The 24854-nt window shown below is 56.1% G+C and carries 39 protein-coding genes and 1 pseudogene; 2 read left to right on the top strand and 38 right to left on the bottom strand.

Features of this window, described 5'->3' with window-relative positions:
* Nucleotides 1-22: 22 nt before the first annotated feature.
* Nucleotides 23-811 carry an acetolactate decarboxylase gene (gene budA, locus ACR0BT_RS16860; protein WP_480763631.1) on the top strand — a complete coding sequence of 263 codons (789 nt, stop codon included), beginning with the start codon at nucleotides 23-25 and terminating at the stop codon, nucleotides 809-811.
* 87 nt (nucleotides 812-898) lie between these two features.
* On the opposite strand, the gene rplQ is transcribed toward budA, so the two are convergent.
* The 9 genes from rplQ to ACR0BT_RS16815 all read right to left on the bottom strand — a co-directional run bounded on the left by rplQ (nucleotide 899) and on the right by ACR0BT_RS16815 (nucleotide 6899).
* On the bottom strand, nucleotides 899-1321 hold the full coding sequence (rplQ, locus tag ACR0BT_RS16855; RefSeq protein WP_170392888.1) for a 50S ribosomal protein L17: 423 nt from the start codon (nucleotides 1319-1321) through the stop codon (nucleotides 899-901).
* A gap of 118 nt (nucleotides 1322-1439) precedes the next feature.
* Nucleotides 1440-2456, bottom strand: a complete 1017-nt coding sequence (locus ACR0BT_RS16850; RefSeq protein ID WP_010437127.1) for a DNA-directed RNA polymerase subunit alpha — start codon at nucleotides 2454-2456, stop codon at nucleotides 1440-1442.
* A gap of 114 nt (nucleotides 2457-2570) precedes the next feature.
* Nucleotides 2571-2960: a 30S ribosomal protein S11 gene (rpsK, locus tag ACR0BT_RS16845; RefSeq protein WP_008757289.1), complete on the bottom strand. Its 390-nt coding sequence runs from the start codon at nucleotides 2958-2960 to the stop codon at nucleotides 2571-2573.
* Between the two features lie 15 nt (nucleotides 2961-2975).
* Nucleotides 2976-3344: a 30S ribosomal protein S13 gene (rpsM, locus tag ACR0BT_RS16840; protein WP_008757392.1), complete on the bottom strand. Its 369-nt coding sequence runs from the start codon at nucleotides 3342-3344 to the stop codon at nucleotides 2976-2978.
* Between the two features lie 211 nt (nucleotides 3345-3555).
* Nucleotides 3556-3894 carry a hypothetical protein gene (locus tag ACR0BT_RS16835; protein ID WP_223117090.1) on the bottom strand — a complete coding sequence of 113 codons (339 nt, stop codon included), beginning with the start codon at nucleotides 3892-3894 and terminating at the stop codon, nucleotides 3556-3558.
* Entirely contained in the window at nucleotides 3894-4538 is a 645-nt protein-coding gene (locus tag ACR0BT_RS16830) for an adenylate kinase (protein ID WP_170424551.1), read from the bottom strand. Before ACR0BT_RS16830 ends, ACR0BT_RS16835 begins: the two co-directional genes overlap by 1 nt.
* A complete protein-coding gene (gene secY / locus ACR0BT_RS16825; protein WP_480763630.1) occupies nucleotides 4535-5899 on the bottom strand; it encodes a preprotein translocase subunit SecY in 1365 nt (454 codons plus the stop codon). The genes ACR0BT_RS16830 and secY overlap by 4 nt, the downstream gene beginning before the upstream one ends.
* A gap of 109 nt (nucleotides 5900-6008) precedes the next feature.
* Nucleotides 6009-6482: a 50S ribosomal protein L15 gene (gene rplO / locus ACR0BT_RS16820; RefSeq protein WP_480763629.1), complete on the bottom strand. Its 474-nt coding sequence runs from the start codon at nucleotides 6480-6482 to the stop codon at nucleotides 6009-6011.
* 201 nt (nucleotides 6483-6683) lie between these two features.
* Entirely contained in the window at nucleotides 6684-6899 is a 216-nt protein-coding gene (locus tag ACR0BT_RS16815; RefSeq protein WP_480763628.1) for a DUF1127 domain-containing protein, read from the bottom strand.
* A 645-nt stretch (nucleotides 6900-7544) separates the two neighbouring features.
* Between ACR0BT_RS16815 and ACR0BT_RS16810 the strand changes: the two genes are divergently transcribed.
* Nucleotides 7545-7814 carry a Rieske 2Fe-2S domain-containing protein gene (locus tag ACR0BT_RS16810; protein ID WP_480763627.1) on the top strand — a complete coding sequence of 90 codons (270 nt, stop codon included), beginning with the start codon at nucleotides 7545-7547 and terminating at the stop codon, nucleotides 7812-7814.
* Between the two features lie 57 nt (nucleotides 7815-7871).
* Here the strand turns inward: ACR0BT_RS16810 and rpmD are convergent, their stop codons facing one another.
* The 29 genes and pseudogenes from rpmD to ACR0BT_RS16665 form a co-directional block, all read right to left on the bottom strand.
* Entirely contained in the window at nucleotides 7872-8060 is a 189-nt protein-coding gene (rpmD, locus tag ACR0BT_RS16805; RefSeq protein ID WP_170402795.1) for a 50S ribosomal protein L30, read from the bottom strand.
* Between the two features lie 12 nt (nucleotides 8061-8072).
* On the bottom strand, nucleotides 8073-8642 hold the full coding sequence (gene rpsE / locus ACR0BT_RS16800) for a 30S ribosomal protein S5 (RefSeq protein WP_155148691.1): 570 nt from the start codon (nucleotides 8640-8642) through the stop codon (nucleotides 8073-8075).
* A 116-nt stretch (nucleotides 8643-8758) separates the two neighbouring features.
* Nucleotides 8759-9118, bottom strand: a complete 360-nt coding sequence (gene rplR, locus ACR0BT_RS16795; RefSeq protein WP_170392895.1) for a 50S ribosomal protein L18 — start codon at nucleotides 9116-9118, stop codon at nucleotides 8759-8761.
* A gap of 11 nt (nucleotides 9119-9129) precedes the next feature.
* Nucleotides 9130-9663 (bottom strand): 50S ribosomal protein L6, encoded by a 534-nt coding sequence (rplF, locus tag ACR0BT_RS16790; RefSeq protein WP_170392896.1) that lies wholly within the window; start codon nucleotides 9661-9663, stop codon nucleotides 9130-9132.
* A gap of 11 nt (nucleotides 9664-9674) precedes the next feature.
* Nucleotides 9675-10067: a 30S ribosomal protein S8 gene (gene rpsH / locus ACR0BT_RS16785; protein ID WP_010437099.1), complete on the bottom strand. Its 393-nt coding sequence runs from the start codon at nucleotides 10065-10067 to the stop codon at nucleotides 9675-9677.
* Nucleotides 10068-10080: 13 nt separating this feature from the next.
* Nucleotides 10081-10386 (bottom strand): 30S ribosomal protein S14, encoded by a 306-nt coding sequence (rpsN, locus tag ACR0BT_RS16780; protein WP_010437098.1) that lies wholly within the window; start codon nucleotides 10384-10386, stop codon nucleotides 10081-10083.
* A gap of 19 nt (nucleotides 10387-10405) precedes the next feature.
* The gene (gene rplE / locus ACR0BT_RS16775) at nucleotides 10406-10966 is read right to left on the bottom strand and encodes a 50S ribosomal protein L5 (protein WP_170392897.1); all 561 of its coding nucleotides are present in this window, start codon (nucleotides 10964-10966) and stop codon (nucleotides 10406-10408) included.
* Entirely contained in the window at nucleotides 10959-11270 is a 312-nt protein-coding gene (rplX, locus tag ACR0BT_RS16770) for a 50S ribosomal protein L24 (RefSeq protein WP_010437096.1), read from the bottom strand. Before rplX ends, rplE begins: the two co-directional genes overlap by 8 nt.
* 2 nt (nucleotides 11271-11272) lie before the next feature.
* Nucleotides 11273-11641, bottom strand: coding sequence for a 50S ribosomal protein L14 (rplN, locus tag ACR0BT_RS16765; RefSeq protein WP_008757934.1), 369 nt, complete (start codon nucleotides 11639-11641; stop codon nucleotides 11273-11275).
* Nucleotides 11642-11717: 76 nt separating this feature from the next.
* Complete coding sequence (gene rpsQ / locus ACR0BT_RS16760; RefSeq protein WP_068340771.1) at nucleotides 11718-11948, bottom strand: 30S ribosomal protein S17; 231 nt, start codon at nucleotides 11946-11948, stop codon at nucleotides 11718-11720.
* Between the two features lie 4 nt (nucleotides 11949-11952).
* Nucleotides 11953-12159 carry a 50S ribosomal protein L29 gene (gene rpmC, locus ACR0BT_RS16755; protein ID WP_010437082.1) on the bottom strand — a complete coding sequence of 69 codons (207 nt, stop codon included), beginning with the start codon at nucleotides 12157-12159 and terminating at the stop codon, nucleotides 11953-11955.
* Nucleotides 12160-12430: 271 nt separating this feature from the next.
* Nucleotides 12431-13213, bottom strand: a complete 783-nt coding sequence (locus ACR0BT_RS16750) for an SDR family NAD(P)-dependent oxidoreductase (protein WP_170649099.1) — start codon at nucleotides 13211-13213, stop codon at nucleotides 12431-12433.
* Between the two features lie 54 nt (nucleotides 13214-13267).
* Nucleotides 13268-13888, bottom strand: coding sequence for a 2OG-Fe(II) oxygenase family protein (locus ACR0BT_RS16745; RefSeq protein WP_170392899.1), 621 nt, complete (start codon nucleotides 13886-13888; stop codon nucleotides 13268-13270).
* 40 nt (nucleotides 13889-13928) lie between these two features.
* On the bottom strand, nucleotides 13929-14477 hold the full coding sequence (locus ACR0BT_RS16740; RefSeq protein WP_480763625.1) for an amino acid synthesis family protein: 549 nt from the start codon (nucleotides 14475-14477) through the stop codon (nucleotides 13929-13931).
* Nucleotides 14478-14637: 160 nt separating this feature from the next.
* Nucleotides 14638-15051 (bottom strand): 50S ribosomal protein L16, encoded by a 414-nt coding sequence (rplP, locus tag ACR0BT_RS16735; protein WP_039538270.1) that lies wholly within the window; start codon nucleotides 15049-15051, stop codon nucleotides 14638-14640.
* A gap of 12 nt (nucleotides 15052-15063) precedes the next feature.
* Nucleotides 15064-15774, bottom strand: a complete 711-nt coding sequence (gene rpsC, locus ACR0BT_RS16730; protein ID WP_008758042.1) for a 30S ribosomal protein S3 — start codon at nucleotides 15772-15774, stop codon at nucleotides 15064-15066.
* The gene (gene rplV / locus ACR0BT_RS16725) at nucleotides 15774-16154 is read right to left on the bottom strand and encodes a 50S ribosomal protein L22 (RefSeq protein ID WP_039538267.1); all 381 of its coding nucleotides are present in this window, start codon (nucleotides 16152-16154) and stop codon (nucleotides 15774-15776) included. The genes rpsC and rplV overlap by 1 nt, the downstream gene beginning before the upstream one ends.
* A gap of 3 nt (nucleotides 16155-16157) precedes the next feature.
* A complete protein-coding gene (gene rpsS / locus ACR0BT_RS16720; RefSeq protein WP_010437056.1) occupies nucleotides 16158-16436 on the bottom strand; it encodes a 30S ribosomal protein S19 in 279 nt (92 codons plus the stop codon).
* Between the two features lie 3 nt (nucleotides 16437-16439).
* Entirely contained in the window at nucleotides 16440-17282 is an 843-nt protein-coding gene (gene rplB / locus ACR0BT_RS16715) for a 50S ribosomal protein L2 (RefSeq protein WP_008757664.1), read from the bottom strand.
* A 307-nt stretch (nucleotides 17283-17589) separates the two neighbouring features.
* Complete coding sequence (locus ACR0BT_RS16710) at nucleotides 17590-18624, bottom strand: fatty acid desaturase (RefSeq protein WP_480593240.1); 1035 nt, start codon at nucleotides 18622-18624, stop codon at nucleotides 17590-17592.
* A 251-nt stretch (nucleotides 18625-18875) separates the two neighbouring features.
* A complete protein-coding gene (locus ACR0BT_RS16705) occupies nucleotides 18876-19508 on the bottom strand; it encodes a hypothetical protein (RefSeq protein ID WP_170424535.1) in 633 nt (210 codons plus the stop codon).
* The gene (locus ACR0BT_RS16700) at nucleotides 19505-19801 is read right to left on the bottom strand and encodes a 50S ribosomal protein L23 (protein WP_008757532.1); all 297 of its coding nucleotides are present in this window, start codon (nucleotides 19799-19801) and stop codon (nucleotides 19505-19507) included. Before ACR0BT_RS16700 ends, ACR0BT_RS16705 begins: the two co-directional genes overlap by 4 nt.
* Nucleotides 19798-20415 (bottom strand): 50S ribosomal protein L4, encoded by a 618-nt coding sequence (gene rplD, locus ACR0BT_RS16695; protein WP_170508772.1) that lies wholly within the window; start codon nucleotides 20413-20415, stop codon nucleotides 19798-19800. The genes ACR0BT_RS16700 and rplD overlap by 4 nt, the downstream gene beginning before the upstream one ends.
* Entirely contained in the window at nucleotides 20412-21137 is a 726-nt protein-coding gene (gene rplC / locus ACR0BT_RS16690; protein WP_039538255.1) for a 50S ribosomal protein L3, read from the bottom strand. Before rplC ends, rplD begins: the two co-directional genes overlap by 4 nt.
* Before the next feature lie 18 nt (nucleotides 21138-21155).
* The gene (gene rpsJ, locus ACR0BT_RS16685) at nucleotides 21156-21470 is read right to left on the bottom strand and encodes a 30S ribosomal protein S10 (protein ID WP_008756422.1); all 315 of its coding nucleotides are present in this window, start codon (nucleotides 21468-21470) and stop codon (nucleotides 21156-21158) included.
* Nucleotides 21471-21726: 256 nt separating this feature from the next.
* Nucleotides 21727-22383, bottom strand: a complete 657-nt coding sequence (locus ACR0BT_RS16680; RefSeq protein ID WP_480763624.1) for a hypothetical protein — start codon at nucleotides 22381-22383, stop codon at nucleotides 21727-21729.
* 157 nt (nucleotides 22384-22540) lie between these two features.
* Nucleotides 22541-22693 (bottom strand): annotated as a pseudogene (locus tag ACR0BT_RS16675) (EF-Tu C-terminal domain-related protein); the annotation flags it as partial.
* A gap of 27 nt (nucleotides 22694-22720) precedes the next feature.
* Nucleotides 22721-24433 (bottom strand): amidohydrolase, encoded by a 1713-nt coding sequence (locus tag ACR0BT_RS16670; protein WP_480763623.1) that lies wholly within the window; start codon nucleotides 24431-24433, stop codon nucleotides 22721-22723.
* Nucleotides 24434-24672: 239 nt separating this feature from the next.
* The coding region (locus ACR0BT_RS16665) for an EF-Tu C-terminal domain-related protein (RefSeq protein ID WP_480459566.1) at nucleotides 24673-24854 on the bottom strand (182 nt) is incomplete at its 5' end.

Here is a 24854-nt window from a genome sequence, read left to right as displayed (position 1 = left end):
AATCCAATCAGAGGGAACGACCATGCACAAAGACCGGGAATTGACCTTTGCAACGGCCCTTGCCTCTCATCATCAAAATAAGAGCTTTGTGCGGGAAGAGCACGCCCACGAGTATTACCAGGCCTCACTACTGAGTGCCGTCATGCAGGGCGTCTATGACGGGACTGTTTCCATCGGTCAGCTGCTGGAACACGGAGATTTCGGTCTCGGTACCTTCAACGCCCTGGACGGAGAAATGGTGGTGCTGGATGGTGTCGCTTATCGCCTGGATGGGGAAGGCAAAGCGACAATTGCGGATAACGGCGCGCTGACACCATACGCAGCCGTCATTGACTTTGAACCGACGATTTCGCTTGCGTTGGATTCTCCGGTTAACAAATCCGATTTCGAGGAGGGTTTGGATGACATCGCCGATGCAAAGAACCTGTTTTACGCGGTTCGTTTCACCGGATTGATCAAACACATTAGGTATCGAAACGTGTTGAAACAGGAACGGCCATACAAACCTTTGCTGGAAGTGGTCAAAACGCAGGCCGAGTTTGAATTGGAAAACGTGGAGGGAACTATTCTCGGGTTCCGCTGCCCTGACTACGCAGTCGGGATCGGCGTACCGGGTTACCACTTGCATTTCATCTCTGACGACCGGACCACCGGTGGGCACGTACTTGATTACACATTGACCCGGGGAAAGATCGAAATCGATCACACTTCGTCTCTTCATCTGGAACTGCCAGAGACAGAGGATTTCTCTGACGCCAATTTGTCCGCGGGAGCGTCAGCGGATGGTATTCTGAAAGCCGAAAGCAATTAAATTTAGATCGCCTTGGATTTTCACACGGAGCAAAAGAAAACCCCCGCGTCTGCGACGCGGGGGCTGAAACTCAGATATAGCCAAGGCTTATTCTTCGTCTGCGGCCTCTTCGGCGGCAACACGAGCTTTGTCAGCTGCGCCTTTGGCGTCGATGTCGCGGTCAACGAATTCGATGATCGCCATCGGGGCCATGTCACCATAGCGGAAGCCTGCTTTCAGGATACGGACATAACCGCCCTGACGCTCGGCGTAACGAGGGCCCAGAACTTCGAACAGCTTGGCGACGTCTTTGTCTTCTTTCAGCTGTGCTGCGGCCTGACGGCGGGCGTGCAGGTCGCCGCGCTTGCCCAGAGTGATCAGTTTTTCAACGATCGGGCGCAGTTCTTTTGCCTTGGGCAGAGTTGTTTTGATTTGCTCATGCTCGATGAGCGAGCCAGCCATGTTCGCAAACAGAGCTTTGCGGTGCTCATGAGTACGGTTCAGGCGGCGATAACCACGTGCGTGACGCATTTTCTAGTTCCTTCTTTCGCGTTTTGCTTTGTCTGGCCGGCGATGCGTGTCACCGGCTCTCCTTGGGGCGGAAGTGCCCATATGGTCCCCGGCAGCCCGGGCATTTGTGAAGACGCGCTTAGAACGCGTCTTCGAATTTCTTGGCCAGATCTTCGATGTTGTCGGGCGGCCAGTCCTCGACATCCATGCCGAGGTGCAGACCCATGCCGGATAGCACTTCCTTGATCTCGTTCAGCGACTTGCGGCCGAAGTTCGGAGTGCGCAGCATCTCGGCTTCGGTCTTCTGGATCAGATCGCCGATGTAAACGATGTTGTCGTTCTTCAGGCAGTTTGCCGAACGGACCGACAGTTCCAGCTCGTCCACTTTCTTCAGCAGCAGCGGGTTGAACTCCAGACCATCGTCCTCGTCCTGGCGGCCAGCCGATTCCGGCTCGTCGAAGTTGACGAAGATTGACAGCTGATCCTGCAGGATGCGTGCGGCAAATGCCAGCGCGTCTTCCGGCGTGATCGAACCGTCGGTGTCGATCTTCAGGGTCAGCTTGTCATAGTCCAGAACCTGACCTTCACGGGTCGGCTGAACGTCATAGGCAACCTTTTTGACCGGCGAATAGATCGCGTCGATCGGGATCAGGCCGATGGGTGCGTCTTCGGGCTTGTTCTTCTCAGCCGAGACGTAACCTTTGCCGGTGTTGACGGTCAGTTCCATGAACAGGTCCGCGCCATCGTCCAGGTGGCAGATGACGTGATCACGGTTCAGAACCTCGATGCCAGCGCTTTCGCTGATGTCGCCAGCGGTAACTACTGCGGGGCCTTTGGCATTGATCGACAGGCGCTTGGGGCCTTCGACTTCCATGCGCAGCGACACGCCTTTGAGATTCAGGATGATGTCGGTGACGTCTTCACGTACACCGGCAACCGAGCTGAACTCGTGCAGGACGTTGTCGATCTGAACGCTGGTGATGGCCGCGCCTTGCAGCGAGCTCATCAGAACACGGCGCAGCGCGTTGCCCAGGGTCAGACCAAAGCCACGTTCCAGCGGTTCTGCAACCAGGGTTGCCTGACGTGCGGGATCGTTGCCCGGCTTGCCGTCAAGCTGGGTCGGCTTGATCAATTCTGCCCAATTCTTATGGATCATGTAATCCCTCCATTCCTGTCCGCGCCCCATGACCAACAAGGTGCAGACGCCCGAGGTTCAAAATGACGTGCTGGGGCCGTGCAAAAACACAGCCCCAGCCTAATTCAAAATCGCTTAGACGCGACGACGCTTCGGCGGACGGCAGCCGTTGTGAGCGATCGGGGTCACGTCGCGGATCGACGTGATGTTGAAGCCCACTGCAGCCAGCGCACGCAGAGCCGATTCACGACCCGAACCGGGGCCCTGAACTTCGACTTCCAGCGTCTTGACGCCATGTTCCTGCGCCTTTTTGCCTGCATCTTCTGCAGCCATCTGAGCGGCGTAGGGGGTCGATTTCCGCGATCCCTTGAAGCCCATGGTACCGGCAGACGACCACGAGATGGCGTTGCCCTGTACGTCCGAGATCAGGATCTTGGTGTTGTTGAAGGTCGAGTTCACATGGGCAACGCCCGATGCGATGTTCTTACGCTCTTTGCGCTTAACGCGAGTCTTGTCACGTGCCATCAGTCAGACCCTCCCTTATTTCTTCTTACCGGCAATGGCCTTTGCGGGGCCTTTGCGGGTACGAGCATTGGTGTGGGTACGCTGACCGCGAACCGGCAGGTTGCGGCGGTGACGCAGACCGCGATAGCAGCCCAGGTCCATCAGGCGCTTGACGTTCATCTGAACTTCACGACGCAGGTCACCTTCGACGGTGAAGTTTGCATCGATGTGCTCGCGGATGGCCAGAACTTCGGCGTCGGACAGTTCGTTGACGCGACGGTGCGCTTCAATGCCTACGGCTTCGCAGATTGCCTTGGCCGAGGTGTTTCCGATACCGGTGATATATGTGAGGGCGATTGGTACCCGCTTTGCAGTCGGGATGTTTACGCCGGCAATACGTGCCACGTGTCACTTTCCTTTTTGTTGCGGTTCCGTAACTCCGGAACCTTTTTTCACAACACTTGACCGTGGCAGTGACGCCAGAGGGTCCAGTATTATTCGAGGTGGTCGGGGCAATTGGAACGAATCCCGCATGCGATCTTGATTCCCTTTAGGGATGGGGGTGCGTAGAGACTTTTAAGAGGATCGTCAAGCCATACAAAGAGAGGTTGGAATTTCATTCCCTCACCACATCGACCCGATGCGACATATCGTGGCAAATCCGGAGGCCTTGATCCGAAAATTTACACTGTATCTCTTCACGCTCTGCACTGAGTTTCCCTCCAAAAAATCTAAAAGCAAGGAATGGAAGAGAAAATAAGATGGCAACCGATATTGTCGATTTGAGCGGTGGAAAGAAACCGAGTATCGGACCAAACATAAAGATAGCCGTAAACACACAAATAGCAGGCAAGGTTCGTTGCCTGAACGTAGTGCTTTCCGCCTTTATAAGCTCTCCATATCTTTCGAATGCTTCTTCAAGATCTTCAGGAACCGGAACAGTCGTCGACTGCATCACCCCAAAACAGCTTCAATCGACGCCGTAACTTCCTTGATATCCGCCAGCCCGTTCACCGGACGCAGATCGCCTTTGGCGTAGTAGTAACCAATCAGCGGAGAGGTCTTTTTATAGTATTCCATCAACCGCGTGCGCAGGCTGTCTTCGTTATCGTCGGCGCGACGGACGAAGTCATTTTCCTTGCCGCAATTGGTGCATTTTCCATCCGCCGGGATCGGCTTGGTGTTGTCGTTATAGACCTCACCACACCCGCCGCAGGTTGACCGCGCCGTGATCCGGTCCACCAGCGCGTCATCGTCCACACGCATCTCGATCACCGTATGCAGCGACTGTCCCAGCTTGGTCAGCAAAGCCGACAACGCGTCGGCCTGCGCCAGCGTCCGGGGGAAGCCGTCAAAGATGAAACCGGCGCCTTTTTCGGTGGTCAGTTTCTCTTCGATCAAGCCGATCACGATCTCATCGGTAACCAGCTTGCCCGCGTCCATGATCGCAGCAACCTTCTGGCCCATTTCCGTGCCCGAGGTTTTCGCCTCGCGCAGCATGTCTCCGGTGCTGAGTTGCACCATACCGCGGGTTTCAACCAGGTGACGCGCCTGCGTTCCTTTGCCTGCCCCCGGGGGGCCGAGAAGAATGATGTTCATCGACGAGCAGCTCCCTTTCTGCCGCGTTTCTTGCCTTTGCCGCGCAGCTGGGACTTTTCAATCAGCCCTTCGTATTGATGCGCCAGCAGGTGGCTCTGGACCTGTTGGATCGTGTCCATGGTCACAGAGACGATAATCAGAACCGAGGTGCCGCCGAAATAGAACGGGATAGCAAACTGGCCCCGCAGGATTTCAGGCAGCAGACAAACGGCCGCCAGATAGGCAGAACCCAACACCAGCACGCGGTTGACCACGTATTCCAGATACTCAGAGGTTTTCTTGCCCGGACGGATACCCGGTACAAAACCGTTCTGCTTTTTCAGGTTGTCCGCCACATCGTCCGGCTTGAACGACACGTTGAACGTGTAGAAATAGGCGAAGAACACGATCATCGAAGCGAAGAACAGCAGATAAAGCGGCTGTCCGGGGCCGAAGTTGGCCAGCAGCCACGACATCACCGGGCCATTTGTGGCGCCCGACGAGAAGGTTGAGATCGTTACCGGCAGCAACAGCAGCGAGCTTGCAAAGATCGCAGGGATCACACCCGCCGGGTTCACTTTGACCGGCAGGTGGCTGGAGCCGCCTTCGTAGACTTTCATACCAGCCTGACGGCGCGGGTATTGGATATGGATCTTGCGCAGGGCCCGCTCCATGAACACCACAAAGGTGATCACGGCGATGACCATGATGATCACACCCACGATCACGGCGGGGCTGATTGCACCGCTGCGGCCCGAAGCGAAGAACTGCGCCAGAGCTGCGGGAACCTCGGCGATGATGCCGACGAAGATGATCAGAGAGATGCCGTTACCGATGCCGCGCGCAGTGATCTGCTCACCCAGCCACATCAGGAACATGGTGCCGCCGACCAGAGTGATCATGGTCGACATGCGGAAGAACATGCCCGGATCGGTCGCCAGATCGCCCGATTCCAGCGAAACCGCCAGACCATAAGCCTGAACGGTAGCCAGCGCCACAGTGCCGAAACGGGTGTACTGGTTGATCTTCTTACGGCCCTGCTCGCCCTCTTTCTTGAGCTGTTCGAGCGCGGGAACCATCGATGTCAGCAGCTGCACGATGATCGAGGCCGAGATGTAGGGCATGATGCCGAGGGCAAAGATACCCATCCGCCCCAGCGCCCCGCCGGTGAACATCGAAACCATGCCGCCGATGCCCTGCCCCGCTTGCTCCATGAACTCGCGCAGCGCTTGCCCGTCGATCCCCGGCACCGGGATAAAGGTGCCCAGGCGATAGACGATCAGCAAACCCAGCGTGAACAGGATGCGGTTGCGCAGATCGGTGGCTTTGCCCAAAGCAGCCCAGCTTGTGTTGGCTGCCATTTGTTCTGCTGCTGATACCATAAATCGGTCTCTCTTATGCAAACGCCGCCCGGAACCGTTTTCCGGCTCGGACGGCGTCTTGGAAAACTCTGAAGTCTATGTAAGCGGGTCTTGGCCCGCTCACAAGCGCTTACTCTGCCGCAGCAGCTTTTGTGACTTTCAGTGAACCGCCCGCTTTTTCCACTGCCTCAACGGCAGCTTTCGAAGCTCCGGTTACTTCCAGTTCCACTTTGGCGCTGATTTCGCCTTTGGCCAGAACCCGGATACCGTCCAGTTTACGGCGCACCAGACCGGAAGCAACCAGTGCATCCTCGGTGATCGCAGCCTTGGCGTCCAGTTTGCCAGCGTCGACGAATTTCTGGATCAGGCCCAGATTGATAACGGCGAATTCCTTGCGGTTCGGCTTGTTAAAGCCGCGCTTGGGCAGGCGCTGGTACAGCGGCATCTGGCCGCCTTCGTAGCCATTGATGGCCACACCCGAACGGGATTTCTGGCCTTTGATACCACGGCCACCCATTTTACCTTTGCCGGAACCCGGACCACGGCCAACGCGGGTGCGTTTTGGTGCGGCGCCAGGATTGTCGCGCAATTCGTGCAGTTTCATTTCGCTTCTCCTAAGCCGGATGTGACCCCCGAAGCGTGATGGGCCAAACACGGCATTTCTTGATTTTGATTCTTGTGGACGGAAATCCACCGGAGCGCTCTACAGCGTCGCGCCTTCGGTTGCAAGGTTTGTTATATCACAACTGCCAAAACCAAAAGAGGCGCCGGTCCGGCGCCCCTTTCTTCGTGAGTGGTAGGTGTCTTACGAGCAGTACGCGTGCTCACGCGCGATATCAGCGATGTCGCACCGGCGAATACCGATATCGTCCAGCTCGCGATTGCTGAGGCGCTGAAGCTCGGAATAGGTGCGGTTGTATTCGATCGCGCGCGCGCGGGTTTCTTTCATGCCTTCAACAAAGGCCGCGATACGGCCCCGCAGATTGAAGCCGCCATGTGTCAGAGTAGCTGTATGTGTCATATTTCTAATCCTTTCTGTACCGAGGCGTATTCCCCGGGCGTTTCCATGTGTTCCTTTGTGGACAACGCTCAGATAGGAGTGTTGGGTACCGCTAACAACGCGTGTTTTGGTCTAGCCGGTATGCGTTTTAGGAATGTTAAAACACCCAGATAAGCTCAGCGCCAAACTCCTGCAGACTTATTCAAACAACACAACTCTATGTAGGTCTTGCAGAATTCACGTTTTAGAATGCGATGACAAAAAACCGTAGCAATTCTTCTCCAATCAGTTCCGAACATTGGTATAATCGTTTGAAATCAGGGTGCATGTATTATGATACGCAGGGAATTCTTGATATTTGGCGGTGCAACCTGTCTGACCGTGCCTTACAGCGCTGCATCTCCACAAACGTGGAGCGAACGGTATAGACGCTCTCGGCCCGTCGAGGTAGCGAAGGTCGATCTGACCGGGCTGGCTCCTGGCCAACAATTTACTGATCAAGTTTCGGGACGGTCCAGTCACTGTCAGATACAGAACGCAAGAAGAGGTTGAGGCGGCGCGCTCGACGCCTCTAGTCGAATTACCGGATAAATTTGCACGAAACGCAAATCTGCGCGCAGATGCACCTGCAACGGATGCCAACCGATCATTCGGTGATAATGGCCAATGGTTAGTATACCGCCCCATCTGCACACATCTCGGGCTTGTCACCATGCCTACAATGCAGCCCTTGAGGGGGGCGATCCCTACTGGATCAATTGCCCATCACATGGTGGGCGATACGATTCAGCAGGTCGTGTTCGGGCAGGTCCGGCACCAGAAAACCTACCGGTACCGCCTGTGCGCTTTCTTTCGGATAATATTCTGGAAGTCCGTTCTCACGACAATTTCAGCAACGAAAAAGCGGTTCGTGAATTGCACCCAGCTGATTGGTAAACTAAAAAAACGCCCCCGAAAATCGGAGGCGTTTCAAATCTTGCAAAGAAGTTACGCTTAGCCGCGCTCTTCGATGATCTCAACCAAATGCGGGATCTTGTTGACCATGCCGCGGACCGAAGGAGTGTCTTCCAGCTCACGGGTTTTGTTCATTTTGTTCAGGCCCAGGCCGATCAGGGTTGCGCGCTGTTCGGCGGGGCGGCGGATCGGGGAGCCGATCTGCTTGACGACGATGGTTTTTGCCATGGGTCGCTCTCCTTATGCTTCTGCTTCAGCAGCAGCCGGTGCTTCGTCCCGCTTGGGCAGGATGTCAGCAACCTTTTTGCCACGACGTGCGGCAACCGAACGCGGGCTCTGCTCTTTCTGCAGGCCGTTGATGGTGGCGCGGATCATGTTGTACGGGTTCTGAGAGCCCAGCGATTTGGACACAACGTCCTTCACGCCCAGCATTTCGAACACGGCACGCATCGGACCACCGGCGATGATACCAGTACCTTCAGGTGCGGTGCGCATAACCACTTTACCGGCGCCGTGACGGCCTTCGATGTCGTGGTGCAGGGTCCGACCTTCGCGCAGTTGCACGCGGATCATCTGACGCTTGGCTTGTTCGGTTGCCTTGCGGATGGCCTCAGGTACTTCTTTCGCTTTACCTTTGCCAAAGCCGACGCGGCCTTTCTGATCGCCGACAACCACCAGAGCGGCGAAGCCAAAGCGCTTACCACCTTTTACGGTTTTCGACACACGGTTGATTGCGACCAGACGATCTGCAAATTCCGGTGCTTCTTCACGGTCGCGGCCACGGCCCCGACGGTTTTCACGTTCTGCCATTTGGCATCCCTTTTCTCATGTGGCGCATGCGGCGCCGTTTAGTTCAATCCAAGTGAGCCCCGACTGTCGCCGAGGCCCCCGGATCATCGGGGCAGCCGCAAAGCTGCCCGCAAGTCTTAGATCTTCAGACCACCTTCACGCGCAGCGTCGGCCAGAGCCTTCACCTTGCCGTGGAACAGGAAACCGCCACGATCGAAATAGGCCTCTTCGACGCCCGCCTTTTTGGCACGCTCGGCGATGGCCGCGCCCACTTTGGTGGCCGCTTCGACGTTGTTCTTGCCCACAACGCCCAGATCCTTTTCCAGGGTCGAGGCTGCGGCCAGGGTCACGCCACGTACGTCGTCGATCAGCTGAACAGAGATGTTCTTGTTCGAACGGTGTACGGACAGACGCGGACGACCCGCGTTGACCTTGCGAAGTTTGTTCCGAACGCGCAGGCGGCGCTTCAGAAACAGGGTTCTTTTGCTGTTTGCCATTGTTTGCGTCCTTACTTCTTCTTGCCTTCTTTGCGGAAGATGAACTCGCCCTTATAGCGGATGCCCTTGCCTTTGTACGGCTCGGGACGGCGCCATTCGCGGATTTTGGCCGCGACTTCGCCCACCTGCTGCTGGTCGATACCTTCCACAACGATCTCGGTCTGCTTCGGCGCGGTGATGGTGACACCTTCCGGAGCAGTGAAATCAACATCGTGGCTGTAACCCAGGTTCAGCTTCAGGGTGTTGCCCTGCATCTGAGCCCGGTAGCCAACACCCTGGATCTCCAGCTCTTTTTTGAAGCCGTTTGTTACGCCTTCAACCAGATTGGCGACCATGGTGCGGCTCATGCCCCACTGCTGACGCGCACGCTTGGACATGCCACGGGGATCGATCTTGACCACGTTGTCTTCAACCGACAACGTAACGTCGTCGGTGGCGGTGAAGCTACGGGTGCCTTTCGGACCTTTCACTTCGATGGTCTGACCCGACACAGAGGCGGTAACGCCGCTGGGCAGCTCGACCGGTTTTTTACCAATACGAGACATTGCAGACCTCCTTAGAAGACGGTGCAGAGCACTTCGCCGCCAACATTGTTGGAGCGAGCGTTTGCATCCGACATCACACCTTTCGGAGTGCTGACAATCGACACACCCAGACCCTGACGGACCTGCGGGATGTCATTGACGCCCATGTAGACGCGACGGCCAGGCTTGGAAACCCGCTTGAGTTCGCGAATAACAGGGGTGCCTTCGTAGTATTTCAGGCTGATTTCGATGGCCGGATGACCGTTTTCACCGGTCGTCGCTTCGTAGCCACGGATGTAACCTTCGTCCGCCAGCACGTCCAGAACCCAGCCGCGCAGCTTGGAAGCCGGGGTGGAAACGGTGGACTTGCCGCGCATTTGCGCGTTGCGGATACGGGTGAGCATATCGCCGATAGGATCATTCATATCTATGTCTCCCTTACCAGCTCGATTTCACCATGCCGGGGATCTGACCAGCAGAACCCAGCTCGCGCAGCGCGATACGGCTGACCTTCAGCTTACGGTAGTAAGCGTGGGGACGACCGGTCAGCTGACAACGGTTGTGCAGACGGGTAGCCGAGCTGTTGCGCGGCAGTTTCGCCAGTTTCAGACGCGCTTTGAAACGCTCTTCCATCGGCTTGCTCTCGTCATTCGCGATTTCTTTCAGCTCGGCACGCTTTGCGGCATATTTGGCCACCAGGCGTTCGCGCTTCTTCTCGCGTTCGATCATTGCTTTTTTAGCCATGTCTCAATCCTCCCGGCGCTTACGCGTTGAACGGCATGTTGAATGCTTTCAACAATGCCTTTGCTTCAGCGTCGGTTTTCGCTGTGGTGGCAATTACGATATCCAGGCCCCAGACCTCGTCGACCTTGTCGAAGTCGATTTCCGGGAACACGATGTGCTCTTTCATGCCCATGGCAAAGTTGCCACGACCATCGAAAGACGGCTTCACACCGCGGAAGTCACGAACGCGAGGCATCGCGATGGTGATCAGACGATCTAGGAATTCGTACATCCGGTCGCCGCGCAGGGTCACTTTCGCACCCAGCGGCATGTCTTCACGGACGCGGAAACCCGCGATCGACTTCTTCGCCTTGGTTGCAACGGCCTTCTGGCCAGCAATCGCAGTCAGATCTTCGACAGCAGCTTTCGCTTTTTTCGAGTCTTTGACGGCCTCAGCACCACAACCGATGTTCAGAACGATTTTTTCCAGCTTGGGCAGCTGCATGTCGTTCTTGTAGCCGAACTCTTCTTTCAGAGCGGCACGGATGGTTTCGGCGTACTGAGCTTTCAGACGCGGGGTGTAGGTTGCGTTATCAAGCATCGATCACGTCCCCTGTGGTCTTGGCGAAGCGCACCTTCTTGTCGCCTTCCATGCGGAAGCCAACGCGGGTTGCTTTGCCGTTTTTGTCCAGCAGTGCCAGGTTCGACAGCTCAATCGGGTTTGCCTGAGGCAGGCGACCACCTTGCGAGGTTTGCGACTGACGGGTGTGGCGGATGGCGATGTTGATGCCATCGACAACAGCTTTACCGGCTTTCGGGTCAACCGAGGTGATAGTTCCCTCTTTGCCCTTGTCCTTGCCGGCCAGCACGACGACCTTGTCGCCTTTGCGGAGTTTAGCAGCCATGATTACAGCACCTCCGGAGCCAGCGAGATGATTTTCATGAAGTTCTTGCCGCGCAGTTCACGAACAACGGGGCCAAAGATACGGGTACCTACGGGCTCGTTGTTGTTGTTCAGGATGACGGCGGCGTTGCGATCGAAACGGATCGCGGTGCCGTCTTCGCGACGGACTTCCTTGGCGGTGCGTACGACGACGGCCTTACGGACGTCACCTTTCTTTACGCGGCCGCGCGGGATGGCTTCCTTCACCGAGACGACAATGATGTCGCCGACGGAGGCGTATTTACGCTTGGAACCACCCAGGACCTTGATGCACTGAACTCGGCGTGCGCCGGAGTTGTCAGCGACATCCAGATTGGTCTGCATCTGGATCATGTGGTTTCTCCCGACCTGTGGGGGCTGGTCTCGTTAAATCCCCCAGGGTTTCGACAAATGGAAAAATCCCGGGAGCTTACGCTTCCAGAACTTCCCAACGTTTCGTCTTCGATTTCGGCGCGCATTCGATGATGCGTACGGTGTCGCCGACCTTGAAGGCGTTCTTTTCATCGTGAGCCCTGTATTTCTTGGACTTACGGATGGTTTTCTTCAGAACCGGATGCGTAAAGCGGCGCTCGACGGATACGGTTACGGTCTGTTCGTTGGCGTCGCTGGTCACGGTGCCTTGCAGGATACGCTTGGGCATCTGATTACTCCTCGGATGCCGCAGCAGCGGCCTTTTCGTTCAGAATGGTTTTGACACGGGCAGCGTTGCGGCGGGCCGCTTTGATGCCGGCTGTGTTTTCCAGCTGACCGGTTGCCTGTTGAAAGCGCAGGTTAAAGCTTTCTTTCTTCAGGTTGGCCAGTTCCTCGCGGAGCTGGTCCGGGGTCTTGTCACGCAGTTCTTGGGCGTTCATCGCCTTTTCCTTTGCTCAAAACACCAGAAGGCCCCCTTACAGGGTCACCTTTGACCTGGTGGATGAATGATAGACATACGAATCGCCCGACAACGCCGGGAGATCGCAGGATGCCGCCGTATAAGGGTTTGGGGGGTGGGTGGCAAGGGAAAGTTTCAAACCGTGTTCGGGCAGATGAAACTACCTGTTTCCAAATTACCGCCGCCCTCTGAAACCGGGCAGCAGATCACTACTGCGACCTTTCTGGATCCCGACAAACGCGGCCAAGTGCTCAGGCACCCTTCTCCTGCATTTTCCGAACCATTTTCAGGCGCGCGCGTCGCGGCAGCAACGGCATGACCCAACCCAGCACAAACGCGAGCGACTTATCGTTGATCACCGTGAGCTTCCCATCGATCATGGCGTCATAGCCGACTTTGGCCACGGCCTCAGCAGTCGCCCCTTTTTGGGCAACAAGCTTCGTGCCCTCAAGATTTGCAGCAGCAGCAAATTCGGTCACGACATAGCCCGGCTCCAGCGCCGTCACAGTGACGCCTTTGCCTTTCAGCTCCTCCGCGAGCGCCTGACTGAAACTCGAAACATAGGCCTTGGTGGCAAAATAGGTCGCCTGCAATGGACCCGGCATATGCGCCGCAGTCGAACTGACATTCAGTATCTTTCCGCCACCGCCACTGATCATATCCGTGCCGAACAGATGACACAGAGAGACGAGGGCTTCGACGTTCAGCCGGATCATATCCAGATCGTCCGAAAGGCGGCGATCCAAAAAAGCCCCATGCCCTCCGAATCCAGCATTGTTGATCAGGTAGTCGACCGTCAGGTCTTTGCACTTGACGGCCTCATAAAGTTTTTCCGCGCCTCCAACAGCACCCAGATCAAGCGGAATGGCAGTGACAGTAACATCGTGGGCTGCCTCAAGCTCTGATCTGAGGGCATCTAACGCATCTCCGCGTCGCGCACTGATGATCAGATTGCCGCCTCGCGACGCATGATAACGTGCCAATTCCCGACCAATTCCGGATGATGCGCCTGTGACGAGAGCTGTTTTGGTCATAGTATCCTCCGACGAAATAACTGGAGCGCTTTCACCTTGACGCTTTGAGACGCTTCACTCCCATTTATAGTTGAAGCTAACAGAAATCCGCTCGTCCTCGGCCATATTCATCGGCACCTCGTGGCGCAGCCAGCTTTCCCACAGCAGGACGTCGCCCACCTGTGGCTTCATGTAGATGAAAGGCTGTAATTCCCGACGCCCGCCTTTCAGCCTCGTCGGGGCGGCCATCATACGGCCCGAACGCGGGTCTTCCAGTTTCAGTGCACTGGCCCCTTCCGGCATGGACACATAGGTCGTGCCCGAAATGACACTGTGAGGGTGCAGGTGACTGGCATGCATTCCGCCCTCGGGCAGGATATTGATCCACAGATCCTCAAGCTTCAACGCGCGGTCGTCCAGATCAAACTCCAAATCCTTGGCGAAAGCCGCGACGTGCTGATCCAGCACTTTGACAAGATCGGCAAATATCGGAAATCGCCAAGGCAAATCGGTCAGCGAAGCATAACTGGTGTAGCCGGGATACGCGTTCGCTTCACACCAGTCCTGCCCGGCCTCATCATCTTCAGCAATAACAAGGCATGAACTTTCCAATTCCTCCGCGTCGATCCTGGGATCGAATTCGGACAAGTTTGCGCGATAGAGACGGGTGACGAAGAGTGATTCAATCTGTGCCATGGGCTGGGCATACCCCAGCCCTCTCGGCAAGACCAGCCGCTTAGGTCTTGATGGGCCCTTTGCCACAGCGTGGTATCGGGCGACCTCCGTCGGCATAGGCGAGACACAGCACGATCTCATCCGGTTTCGGCGCATCTGGGATGTTCAGCGTCATCGTGTCGAAATGATCGAACGACCACGGATTGTCCTTGTGCCCCAGCGGAAGATCAATCGCGCAACCCGGCGCGCCCAGCTTGGCGTTGGACGGTATCACCGCCTCACCTCCGCCCACCGCAGCGCGCATGGGCGCACCGAGTTTGGGGTGGATCACCGCCCCGCCCTGCTCAAGATCGCCGTTCATGCCGACAATCGCGGCTTTGCCGTACGAAACCGGCGGCCCATCAAGCTGAGAAACTGCCTCAGCGGCGAGTTCCGAACCCAGAATGGCGCCGATCTCGAACAACTCTGAAAGATCGTCCGAAAATTGCCCGGCCAGAGGGTTCTGCATCACCGCCAGCGCTGCAACCCGACTGATCGGATCACAAGGTTGGCCCAATTGGTCGGTGCTTATGACTTCCTTAATGAGCATCTTTTTGCGTAGCTGAACCATAGGACCCTCCCATTCCTGCAAGCTAGCCTAGGTGTGCGGCGGAGGGAGGTCGACGTTTTTCACGATCCACGATACACGGGCTGCCGAACCAAAAGAAAACCCCCGCCGGTTTCCCGGCGAGGGTCATTCTTGTAACGAGTGGGGTCAAAGCCCCAATCGCTTACCAGTCTTCGCGGACCACAACGCGGGTCTTGATCGGCAGCTTCATCGCAGCCAGGCGCAGGGCCTCGCGGGCGATGTCGTCATTGACGCCGTCAATTTCGAACATCACACGACCGGGCTTTACTTTCGCTGCCCAGAAGTCAACGGAGCCTTTACCTTTACCCATACGGACTTCGGTTGGCTTCGAGGTCACGGGAGTATCCGGGAAGATCCGGATCCAGACGCGGCCCTGACGTTTCATGTGACGGGTCATGGCACGACGTGCAGCTTCGATCTGACGCGCGGTGACGCGCTCGGGCTGCAGTGCTTTCAGACCGTAGGTGCCAAAGTTCAGATCGGAACCGCCTTTGGCGAGCCCCTTGATCCGGCCTTTGTGCATCTTGCGGAATTTAGTACGCTTTGGTTGAAGCATATCTTTCCCTCCTTAGCGACGACCGCCACCAGCACCACGAGGTGCAGGGCCGTCTTGGAGTTCCTGTGCTTTACGGTCACGTGCCTGCGGATCGTGCTCCATGATCTCACCTTTGAAGATCCAGACCTTGATCCCGATGATCCCGTAAGGAGTCATCGCTTCGGCATGTGCGTAATCGATGTCGGCACGCAGGGTGTGCAGAGGCACGCGGCCTTCGCGGTACCACTCGGTCCGTGCGATTTCGGCGCCGCCCAGACGACCAGCGACGTTCACCCGGATACCCAGGGCGCCCATGCGCATGGCGTTCTGAACCGAGCGCTTCATGGCGCGACGGAACGAGACGCGGCGCTCCAGCTGCTGAGCAATGGACTCGGCAACCAGCTGCGCGTCAAGCTCGGGCTTGCGCACTTCGACGATGTTCAGGTGCAGTTCGCTGTCGGTCATACGAGCAAGCTTTTTGCGCAGAACTTCAATGTCTGCACCTTTCTTGCCGATGATGACACCGGGACGTGCAGTGTGGATCGTAACGCGGCACTTCTTGTGCGGACGTTCGATGATCACACGGGCAACACCGGCCTGCTTGCACTCTTTGTTGATGAACTCACGGATCTTGAGGTCTTCCAGCAGAAGATCACCGTAGTCTTTGGTGTCGGCGTACCAGCGGCTGTCCCAGGTGCGGTTGACCTGAAGGCGCATGCCGATCGGATTGACTTTATGTCCCATTAGGCTTGCTCCTCAACTTGACGCACCTTGATGGTGATCTCCGAGAACGGCTTCATGATCTTGCCGAAACGGCCACGGGCACGCGGACGACCGCGCTTCATGACCAGGTTCTTGCCAACCCAGGCTTCGGCGACGATCAGTTCGTCGACATCCAGGTTGTGGTTGTTCTCGGCGTTGGCGATTGCAGACTGCAGGCACTTCTTGACGTCCTGCGCGACACGCTTGTTCGAGAAAGTCAGGTCGGTCAGAGCCTTCTCAACTTTCTTGCCGCGGATCATCTGCGCAACCAGGTTCAGTTTCTGCGGGCTAGTACGGAGCATGCGCGTTTTCGCCATTGCTTCGTTTTCAGCCACGCGGCGGGGGTTCTTTTCCTTGCCCATGACTTACTTCCGCTTCGCTTTTTTGTCCGCGGCGTGACCGTAATAGGTACGAGTCGGAGAGTATTCACCGAACTTCTGACCGATCATGTCTTCCGAGACGTTGACGGGGATATGCTTATGGCCGTTGTACACACCAAAGGTCAGACCCACGAACTGGGGCAGAATGGTGGAACGACGCGACCAAATCTTGATGACTTCGTTGCGGCCCGACTCGCGCGCTGCTTCGGCTTTTTTCAGCACGTAAGCATCGACGAAAGGACCCTTCCAAACAGAGCGAGACATAGATTAACGTCCCTTCTTCTTGGCGTGCCGCGAGCGGATGATCAGCTTCTGGGACGCTTTGTTCTTGTTGCGGGTACGCTTACCCTTGGTGTCCTTACCCCACGGTGTAACCGGTGTACGGCCACCCGAGGTACGACCTTCACCACCACCGTGCGGGTGGTCGATCGGGTTCATTGCAACACCACGAACCGACGGACGAACGCCCTTGTGGCGCATACGACCGGCTTTACCGAGGTTTTGGTTGCTGTTGTCGGGGTTGGACACGGCACCAACGGTGGCCATGCATTCCTGACGGACCATGCGCAGCTCGCCCGAGCTTAGACGGATCTGAGCGTAGCCGCCATCGCGACCAACGAACTGAGCGTAAGTACCGGCCGCACGTGCGATCTGACCGCCTTTGCCAGGCTTCATCTCGATGTTGTGGACGATGGTACCAATGGGCATGCCCGAGAACGGCATTGCGTTGCCCGGCTTGATGTCGGCCTTGGCGGATGCCACGACTTTGTCACCAACAGCCAGACGCTGCGGAGCCAGGATATATGCCTGCTCGCCGTCTTCGTATTTTACCAGTGCGATGAATGCGGTCCGGTTCGGGTCATATTCGATCCGCTCGACGGTTGCCGCGACATCAAATTTGTTTCGTTTGAAGTCAACGATCCGGTAGAGACGCTTTGCGCCACCGCCGCGGCGGCGTGAAGTGATCCGTCCGGTGTTGTTCCGGCCGCCCGATTTGGTCAAACCCTCTGTGAGAGACTTGACCGGACGTCCTTTCCAAAGCTCCGAACGGTCGATCAGCACCAGCCCGCGCTGGCCCGGCGTCGTCGGCTTGTACGACTTGAGTGCCATGCTTTCTGTCTTCCGTTTAGCAAGTGCGAGGGATTTCCCCGCTATGTGATAGGCCCCCGTAGGTGCCAAGGGTATAGGGCCCCGAAGGTCCCCGGTTACAAATATCAGAGGCCCCGGAACGAATCCGAGGCCGCAAGATTGGGAGCGTGTAGCAGTGTTGGGGATGGGTGTCTATAGGGTGCGGCCCAAGATTCTTGTGGAGACCAAAGAAAAAGTCACCGCAACATTTGCCCCAGGTTTTAATTCGCAAGTCGCGCGATCAGTGGGTATTACTTATTCGGCCGGAAGAACTCAGGTAACTTGCCATTCACTGATACAATGCGCGAACCTCGGCGAAGGACAACAGGCGGCGGTGTTTTTCGTCCCACAGGTGCAACCGCGCGTTGGCAATGCTCTCACGAATGGTCATCCTGTTGCTGTTTGCCAACTCGTCGTGATCGCGCAGCACTTCGGTCAGGCGGTAGAACGGAATGCGGCTGTACAGATGGTGCACGTGGTGGATGCCGATATTGGCACTGAACCACTGTAGCACCGGCGGCAGAATATAATGCGAGCTTCCGTGCAGGGCCGCCTCGTGCAACTGCCAATCCTTGTCCGATTCCCAATGCGTTTCTTCGAATTGGTGCTGAACATAAAACAGCCATACTCCTGCAGTTGCCGCAATCAGGGTTGAGGGCAGAAAAATCAGTAGGACCGGCATCAAGCCGCCATAGTAGTAGACAGCAAAAAGTGCGGTCAGAATAGCTATATTGGTGCCCATCGCGCTGACCCAGAACCGAGCGCTACCAGTTAAACCCAAGGGCAGGCGGTTTTGGAGCAGGAACAAATAGCCGGGACCAAGTACGAACAGTGTGACCGGATTGCGGTAAACGCGATACCAGAACCGGTTCATGGGAGACTTGGATTGGTACTCAGCCACTGTCAGCGTGTGGATATCCCCCATTCCCCGCTTGTCCAAGTTACCCGAACTGTTGTGATGGTAAGAATGAGTGCGGCGCCAGACATCATAGGGTGTTAGGGTCAGCACCCCGATCACCCGTCCAACCCAGTCGCTGACTGTCCGGTTCTTGAAGAACGCCCCGTGCCCGCAATCGTGTTGGATCGCAAACAGGCGCAGCAGGAAGGCCGCATTCAGGACCGCAATGGCAAATGCCAGCCAGTAGCTGATGGATAATGCCATCCAGGACAGCGCCCAAAGCACAAAGAATGGGATAATGCTGACACCCAGCTCAAAGGAACTGCGCCATTGATTAGGTTCGCGGTATTTGGCAAGCGTCGAAACCCAATCCCGCGCGGCAGTTCTATCCGGATTTTCCCGGGTCGAGAGAGAGGTTTCGGTCATGCGCCTGCCATGTCTTTTGCTTGTTGGAAGCCGGATAGACTACCCGCGCGACATAGCAAGCGAATTGTGCAAATTATGAGAGTTTAGCGCACAAATTTTTGTGTCGACGCGTAAGAACAACCCCAATGAGCACACCCCTTACCTCTCCCCAAAGACGCGTCCAATCACGGACCGCAGGATGTATCGATGTGTGGTCTCTCTTCCAGGGTTGCACGTGCTTCTGACGCGTTTCTGATGGGTCAACGAAACTCCTACCCCAACGACCGCCTTCTGCAGAGCGGCTCAGACTCTACCGCGATACGTTGCTTGAGTTTGATATGACCCAAAACCTCGCGAAATGCGCGGTGCTTGGGTTTGCCTTCCAGATAATCCGCCAGTTTGAGCAGGTTGATCGGGTGCTTCGTAATTAACGTCTCGATCCGCTGCACCGCTTCGTCCAGCACGTAGTGATCCACATACTGGCAGGCCACCTGTGTAGGCGTCAGGAGACAGTAATCCTGCGAGCGTTTCTCGGTATAGCGCGTGATGTCGAAGGGCGACGCACCGAGGGCGTGGAACTTGGGGATGTGCACACGCATCTCGGCCTCGACGTGTTCCAACACCGTACCCGAGGTCTGGCGAAACCCCAGCGGACCAAGCTTATCGACCACGTGATTGCGCATCGCCGGAGAGATCATGTCCACATCCGCCCGGTCGTATTTCAGATCGTCGAAAACCGACAAAAGCCCCAGCTTTTCATCGGCGATCTGAAAATAGGGCTCGGCGCTGAAAGCCCGCATCTTCTCCAACACCTGCGCACGCGCAGTTTCAGGGTCTGAAACGAAATCGGCCCCGGCGGGTTGAACCGCCGGGGCCGTGAATAGTCGCAGTAAGCGTCGGATCAAAGACCGGTGCTCACGTCGATTGTGTTACCCTCCTCCAGGGTCACATATGCTTTTTTGACGTCTTTCCGACGGCCCAGCTGGCCGCGGAACCGCTTGACCTTGCCTTTGGTCACAGTGGTGTTCACCGCTTTGACCTTTACACCAAACAGCGCCTCAACGGCCTCTTTGATTTGCGGCTTGTTGCTATCGATCGCCACTTCAAAGACAACCGCGCCGTTTTCGGACGCCATGGTCGACTTTTCAGTGATGATCGGCTTGCGGATCACGTCGTAGTGTTCTGCCTTCGCGCTCATTTCAGACGAGCCTCCAGTGCTTCGACAGCCGCTTTGGTGAGCACCAGAGTGTCACGCTTGAGGATGTCATAGACGTTTGCGCCCATCGACGGCAGGATATCCAGACCTTCGATGTTCTTGGACGCTTTCAGGAACCCTTCGTTCACGGTCGCGCCGTCGATGACCAGAGCACGTTTCCAGCCCAGGTTTGCAACCTGTTTGGCCAGAGCGGCGGTCTTGCCTTCGGCTTCGGCACTCTCGATCACAACCAGCTCACCTGCCTTGGCTTTTGCCGACAGAGCGTGGCGCAGGCCAAGCTTGCGGAACTTCTTAGGCAGGTCGTGGCCGTGCGAACGCACGACGGGGCCTTTGTAGATGCCACCACCACGGAAGATCGGCGCGTTACGGTCACCATGGCGTGCGCCACCGGTGCCCTTCTGGCGATAGATCTTCTTGGTCGAGTAGCTGGTTTCCGAGCGGGTCTTGACCTTGTGGGTGCCAGCTTGCGCGTTGTTGCGCTGCCAACGGACCACACGGTGCAGGATGTCCGCGCGCGGCTCGAGACCGAACAGGTCCGCATCCAGCTCGATGTTGCCGGCTTTGCCGCCGTCCAGTTTGATTACATCAAGTTTCATGCTTCACCACCTTCCGCGGGAGCTTCTTCCGCAGGTGCTTCAGTTGCAGCACCTTTTACGGCTGCCGGGAAAGGCAGGCCTTCCGGTGCTTTCTTCTTGACGGCGTCCTTGACGGTGACCCAGCCCGATTTCGGTCCGGGAACGGCGCCTTTGATGAAGACCAGGTTCCGGTCGGCGTCGGTTTTGACAACTTCCAGGTTCTGGGTGGTAACACGGGCAGCACCCATGTGACCGGCCATCTTCTTGCCTTTGAACACCTTGCCCGGGTCCTGACACTGACCTGTCGAACCGTGCGAACGGTGGCTGATCGAAACACCGTGCGAGGCGCGCAGACCACCAAAGTTCCAACGCTTCATTGCACCGGCAAAGCCTTTACCGATCGAGGTGCCCGAAACGTCAACTTTCTGACCTTCCAGGAAGTGTTCTGCCGAAATCTCGGCGCCCACATCGATCAGGCCATCTTCGGAGACGCGGAACTCGGCCAGCTTACGCTTGGGCTCGACCTTGGCAGCGGCATAGTGACCGCGCATGGCCTTCGAGGTGCGTTTTGCTTTGGCAGCACCGGCGCCCAGCTGAACGGCAGTGTAGCCGTCTTTGTCAGCGGTGCGCTGTGCAACAACCTGCAGGTTGTCCAGGTGAAGAACGGTCACAGGGATCTGCTTGCCGTCTTCCATGAACAGGCGGGTCATGCCAACTTTTTTTGCGATAATACCAGAGCGCATAATCTATACCCTCCGATCTTACGACTGCAGCTTGATCTCGACGTCCACACCAGCAGCGAGGTCGAGCTTCATCAGCGCGTCAACGGTCTGGGGGGTCGGATCAACGATGTCCAAGAGACGCTTGTGCGTGCGGATCTCGAACTGGTCGCGGGATTTCTTGTCAACGTGAGGGCCACGGAGAACCGTGAACTTCTCGATCTTGTTCGGCAGCGGGATCGGGCCGCGCACGTTCGCGCCGGTCCGCTTGGCAGTGTTGACGATCTCTTGCGTGCTGGCATCCAGAACGCGATAGTCAAATGCCTTCAGCCGAATACGGATGTTTTGGCTTTGCATAGATACAGCCTTTTATCAGGCGTTGAGGTTGAGAGGAGGACAGACGCGCATCGCCAACCCTCATCGAACCCAAAAGGCGGGAATCACCCCGCCTTGATGTTCTTGATGAGAACTCGCGCGTATTAGTGGGGTTGTTGGGGTTTGGCAAGGGGGAAATCAGATATCGTCAGTCTGACAGAATAGAGTTCAACGAGACGGATCAACGAAGTCTCGATTTGCTAGCTGAGCGAAAGAGACTCACCCACATACGCTCTGCCTATGCGTCGCCCTCGTCATCAAGGTTAGAGCAATGATAGTATTTTGCTTGTTCAACAATTGCATCCATGAACTCAACTACGTTGTTGCGTTCAAAATAAGTCATCCGAAATTCAGGCGGAAGTAATGTCAATGAACCCTTCGCACTATGCTTAGTCCATCGATTCAAGAGCTTAACCTGAGGCAGTATGTTCCATAATTTGGCTTCAATTTTTGCAGCTGATTGAATTTCAATTCCTGTGTCAGTGTATGGCCAATTCGAGTTTGGATAATTGCGTATTGCCCAACCTCTGAAGTTAAGTATTTGAGTTTCGTGCTGATAATAGTTTTTGTTAAGAGGCACCACGGCGATGTGCAGAAATCCGTTGTCAGTTTCCCTAACGCTAATTTCATACGCATCACTGAAATCAAGTGTGCGAAGGTTAACGTATCGATCATACTTGGTTAGGTAGTCGTTGCTTTTGGTTGGCACAATCACTCTCGAAAACGAAACACTACATCCTTCAATGAGAATGTTTGAGTAACCCATGCTTTTTAAGGCGCTATATACCTGCGCATCACTGGATGGCGCGGACACCAAAACGTTCGGGGCTAAAGTTCCAATCCAAAATACTAAACTTGAAAAAATTGACATCGCAAAGCGCGGCTTTTTGGACATGTCCAAATCATCTTCTCTCAAAGGATTGGTCGGTTAAAAAAGAGACTGCCAGATTGTGGTTTCAATAGTGACTGTGTTCAATCTCTAAAAGTAATAAAGGCCGCCCCTTTTGGAGCGGCCTACTTAGGCTCACCGATGTGCCGGGCTGAACCCCGACCTACCGTGAGTACTCGATGACTTTCGACACAACATCGGCGCCGACAGTGCGACCGCCTTCGCGGACCGCGAAGCGCAGACCGTCTTCCATCGCGATCGGCGCGATCAGCTCAACGGTGAAGCCAAAGCCGTCGCCGGATAAAACCAATTCGGTGACGTCTCAGTTCCCAAAACCCACAGGCTAGTTCCTAACAAGCCACGGGGCTTCAACCTTCATGCCTTGATAGACCGCGTGCATGAAAAGGTGTGCAATCACAGGGTCATTTGAAAATGGCGAGAATTGCAGATTTCCCTCTCTGACATCGCCTTCCGCTTCATAGACCACCTCGTCGCCTTTAATCGTTACACGCACTTCAAGCTCCGCCAGTGTTTCCGGATCGACGGCAGTAGGATCGTCCGACAAAATCACAAAGTCCGCGACTTTTCCAACTTCGATAGACCCCTTCTCGTCTTCTTCAAAATGCTGCCAGGCGGGCCAGATTGTCATGGCTTTCAAGGCGGTCATAACGTCGACTCTTTGATGGGGGCCCAAAATGTCACCAGACCGTGTGCGGCGGGTTACCGTCGCGGCGAGAACACGCATGCTGTTCGGAAAGGCGACCGGCGCATCGTGATGCGTGCCGAACATCATGCCACGCTCGTGCAGCCAACCTGTAGGCGAAATATTTTCCGCATTTATCGGCCCGACAGTATGATCCCGGTGCCAATCGCCCCAATAGAACGTATGCATCGGAAAGAGCGACGGAAACACACCAAGGCGCTTAAGGCTTGCGACTTGATCCTCGCGAAGAAACTGACCGTGAATCAGAACGGGGCGGTTGCCGGGATCGCCATACTTGATCTGTGCCTCTTCGAGTGCAGCAATCAGCATGTCAGATGCCCCTTCACCGTTGGAATGCACGAGGATTTGGAAATCGTTGTCGTAACACCAATTCACCGCGTCCTGGAGTTGCTCCATCGTGATGGCTGCGTATCCTGCGTAGCCGGCGGCATAGTTCCCAACCGGATCGTAATAGGGTCGATCCCTTAAAGCGGTGAAACCTTGCGGCGAGCCATCAATTGTAAGTTTACAGCCCCCGACCCGAACCCTGTTTTCGTAGCTTTTCGAAGTGTTATCACCAATAAACTCTTTCGACTCAAGAACATCCGGGAAGGCTACTACATCGATTGGAAGAGCTTCTTCCGCAGCGACGTTCCTGAGAACCTCGACAATCTGACCTGATGATCGGCCTTCCTGCCCGGTCGTATATCCAAACTTTGCCCAAAGGTCGGTTCCAGCTCGGGCAAATGCTGCCAGACCCTCTTCACCCAGATTTCCCAGAAAGGGAACGAGAACAGAAAAGAACGCGTACTCCTCCAGAACACCGTTTGGCTCTCCGGCCTCATCGCGTTGGATCACCCCGCCCGGAGGTGCTTCGGAAGCCGCCGTTATACCAGCCAATTCCAAAGCTTTCGAGTTTGCGACACCTATATGCCCAGACTGATGAATAATGACGACCGGCAAGTCCTCAGACACAATGTCCAGCTCTTGTCGTGTTGGGTGACGGAGTTCCTTTAACTGAGCATTGTCGTAACCAAAGCCGATGATCATTTTGACCTGCTCAACGGCTTGCGCATTCTCCTCGGCCCAGTCAGTCAGCGTGGATTGCAGACTGGCGATATCAATGACATCCCCGTCCGGTGGCGCAAGAAGGTTAGCGGACAGGGCCTGCAAGCCGCCCATGACGACATGTCCGTGGCTATCAACGAAACCCGGAAGCATCGCGCGCCCTTCCAGATCATAAGTTTCGGTTTCCTCACCCTGATGCGCCGACAAGTCAGATAGCGACCCAACCGCAAGAATGCGCCCGTCTTTGACTGCGACAGCTTCGGCGGACGGAGCCGTATCGTTCATCGTTACAATTGGCCCGCCCAAATAGATCCGATCCGCAATCTGTTGTGAGGACGCAGAGGTAGATGAGAAAGCAACCGCTGCGACAAGACAAACTGAACGCGCCCAAAAGTGCATCTTATGACCTCTTTCTAATTGCAATGTCTCAATACGAAAGAAGTTAGCATTACTGTTGGCTTAGGCAAAAAACGAAAAAGGGCGCCCCGAGGGACGCCCTTTCTTTGTATATTCGCTTACGCGAATTACTCGATGATTTTCGAGACGACGCCGGCGCCGACGGTGCGGCCGCCTTCGCGGATGGCGAAACGCAGGCCGTCTTCCATCGCGATGGGCGCGATCAGCTCGACGGTGAAGCCGACGTTGTCGCCGGGCATAACCATCTCGGTGCCAGCCGCCAGGGTCACGGTGCCGGTCACGTCAGTTG

The organism is Ruegeria sp. CJ6 (assembly GCF_056536665.1).
This window is presented reverse-complemented; position numbering and strand designations above follow the sequence as displayed.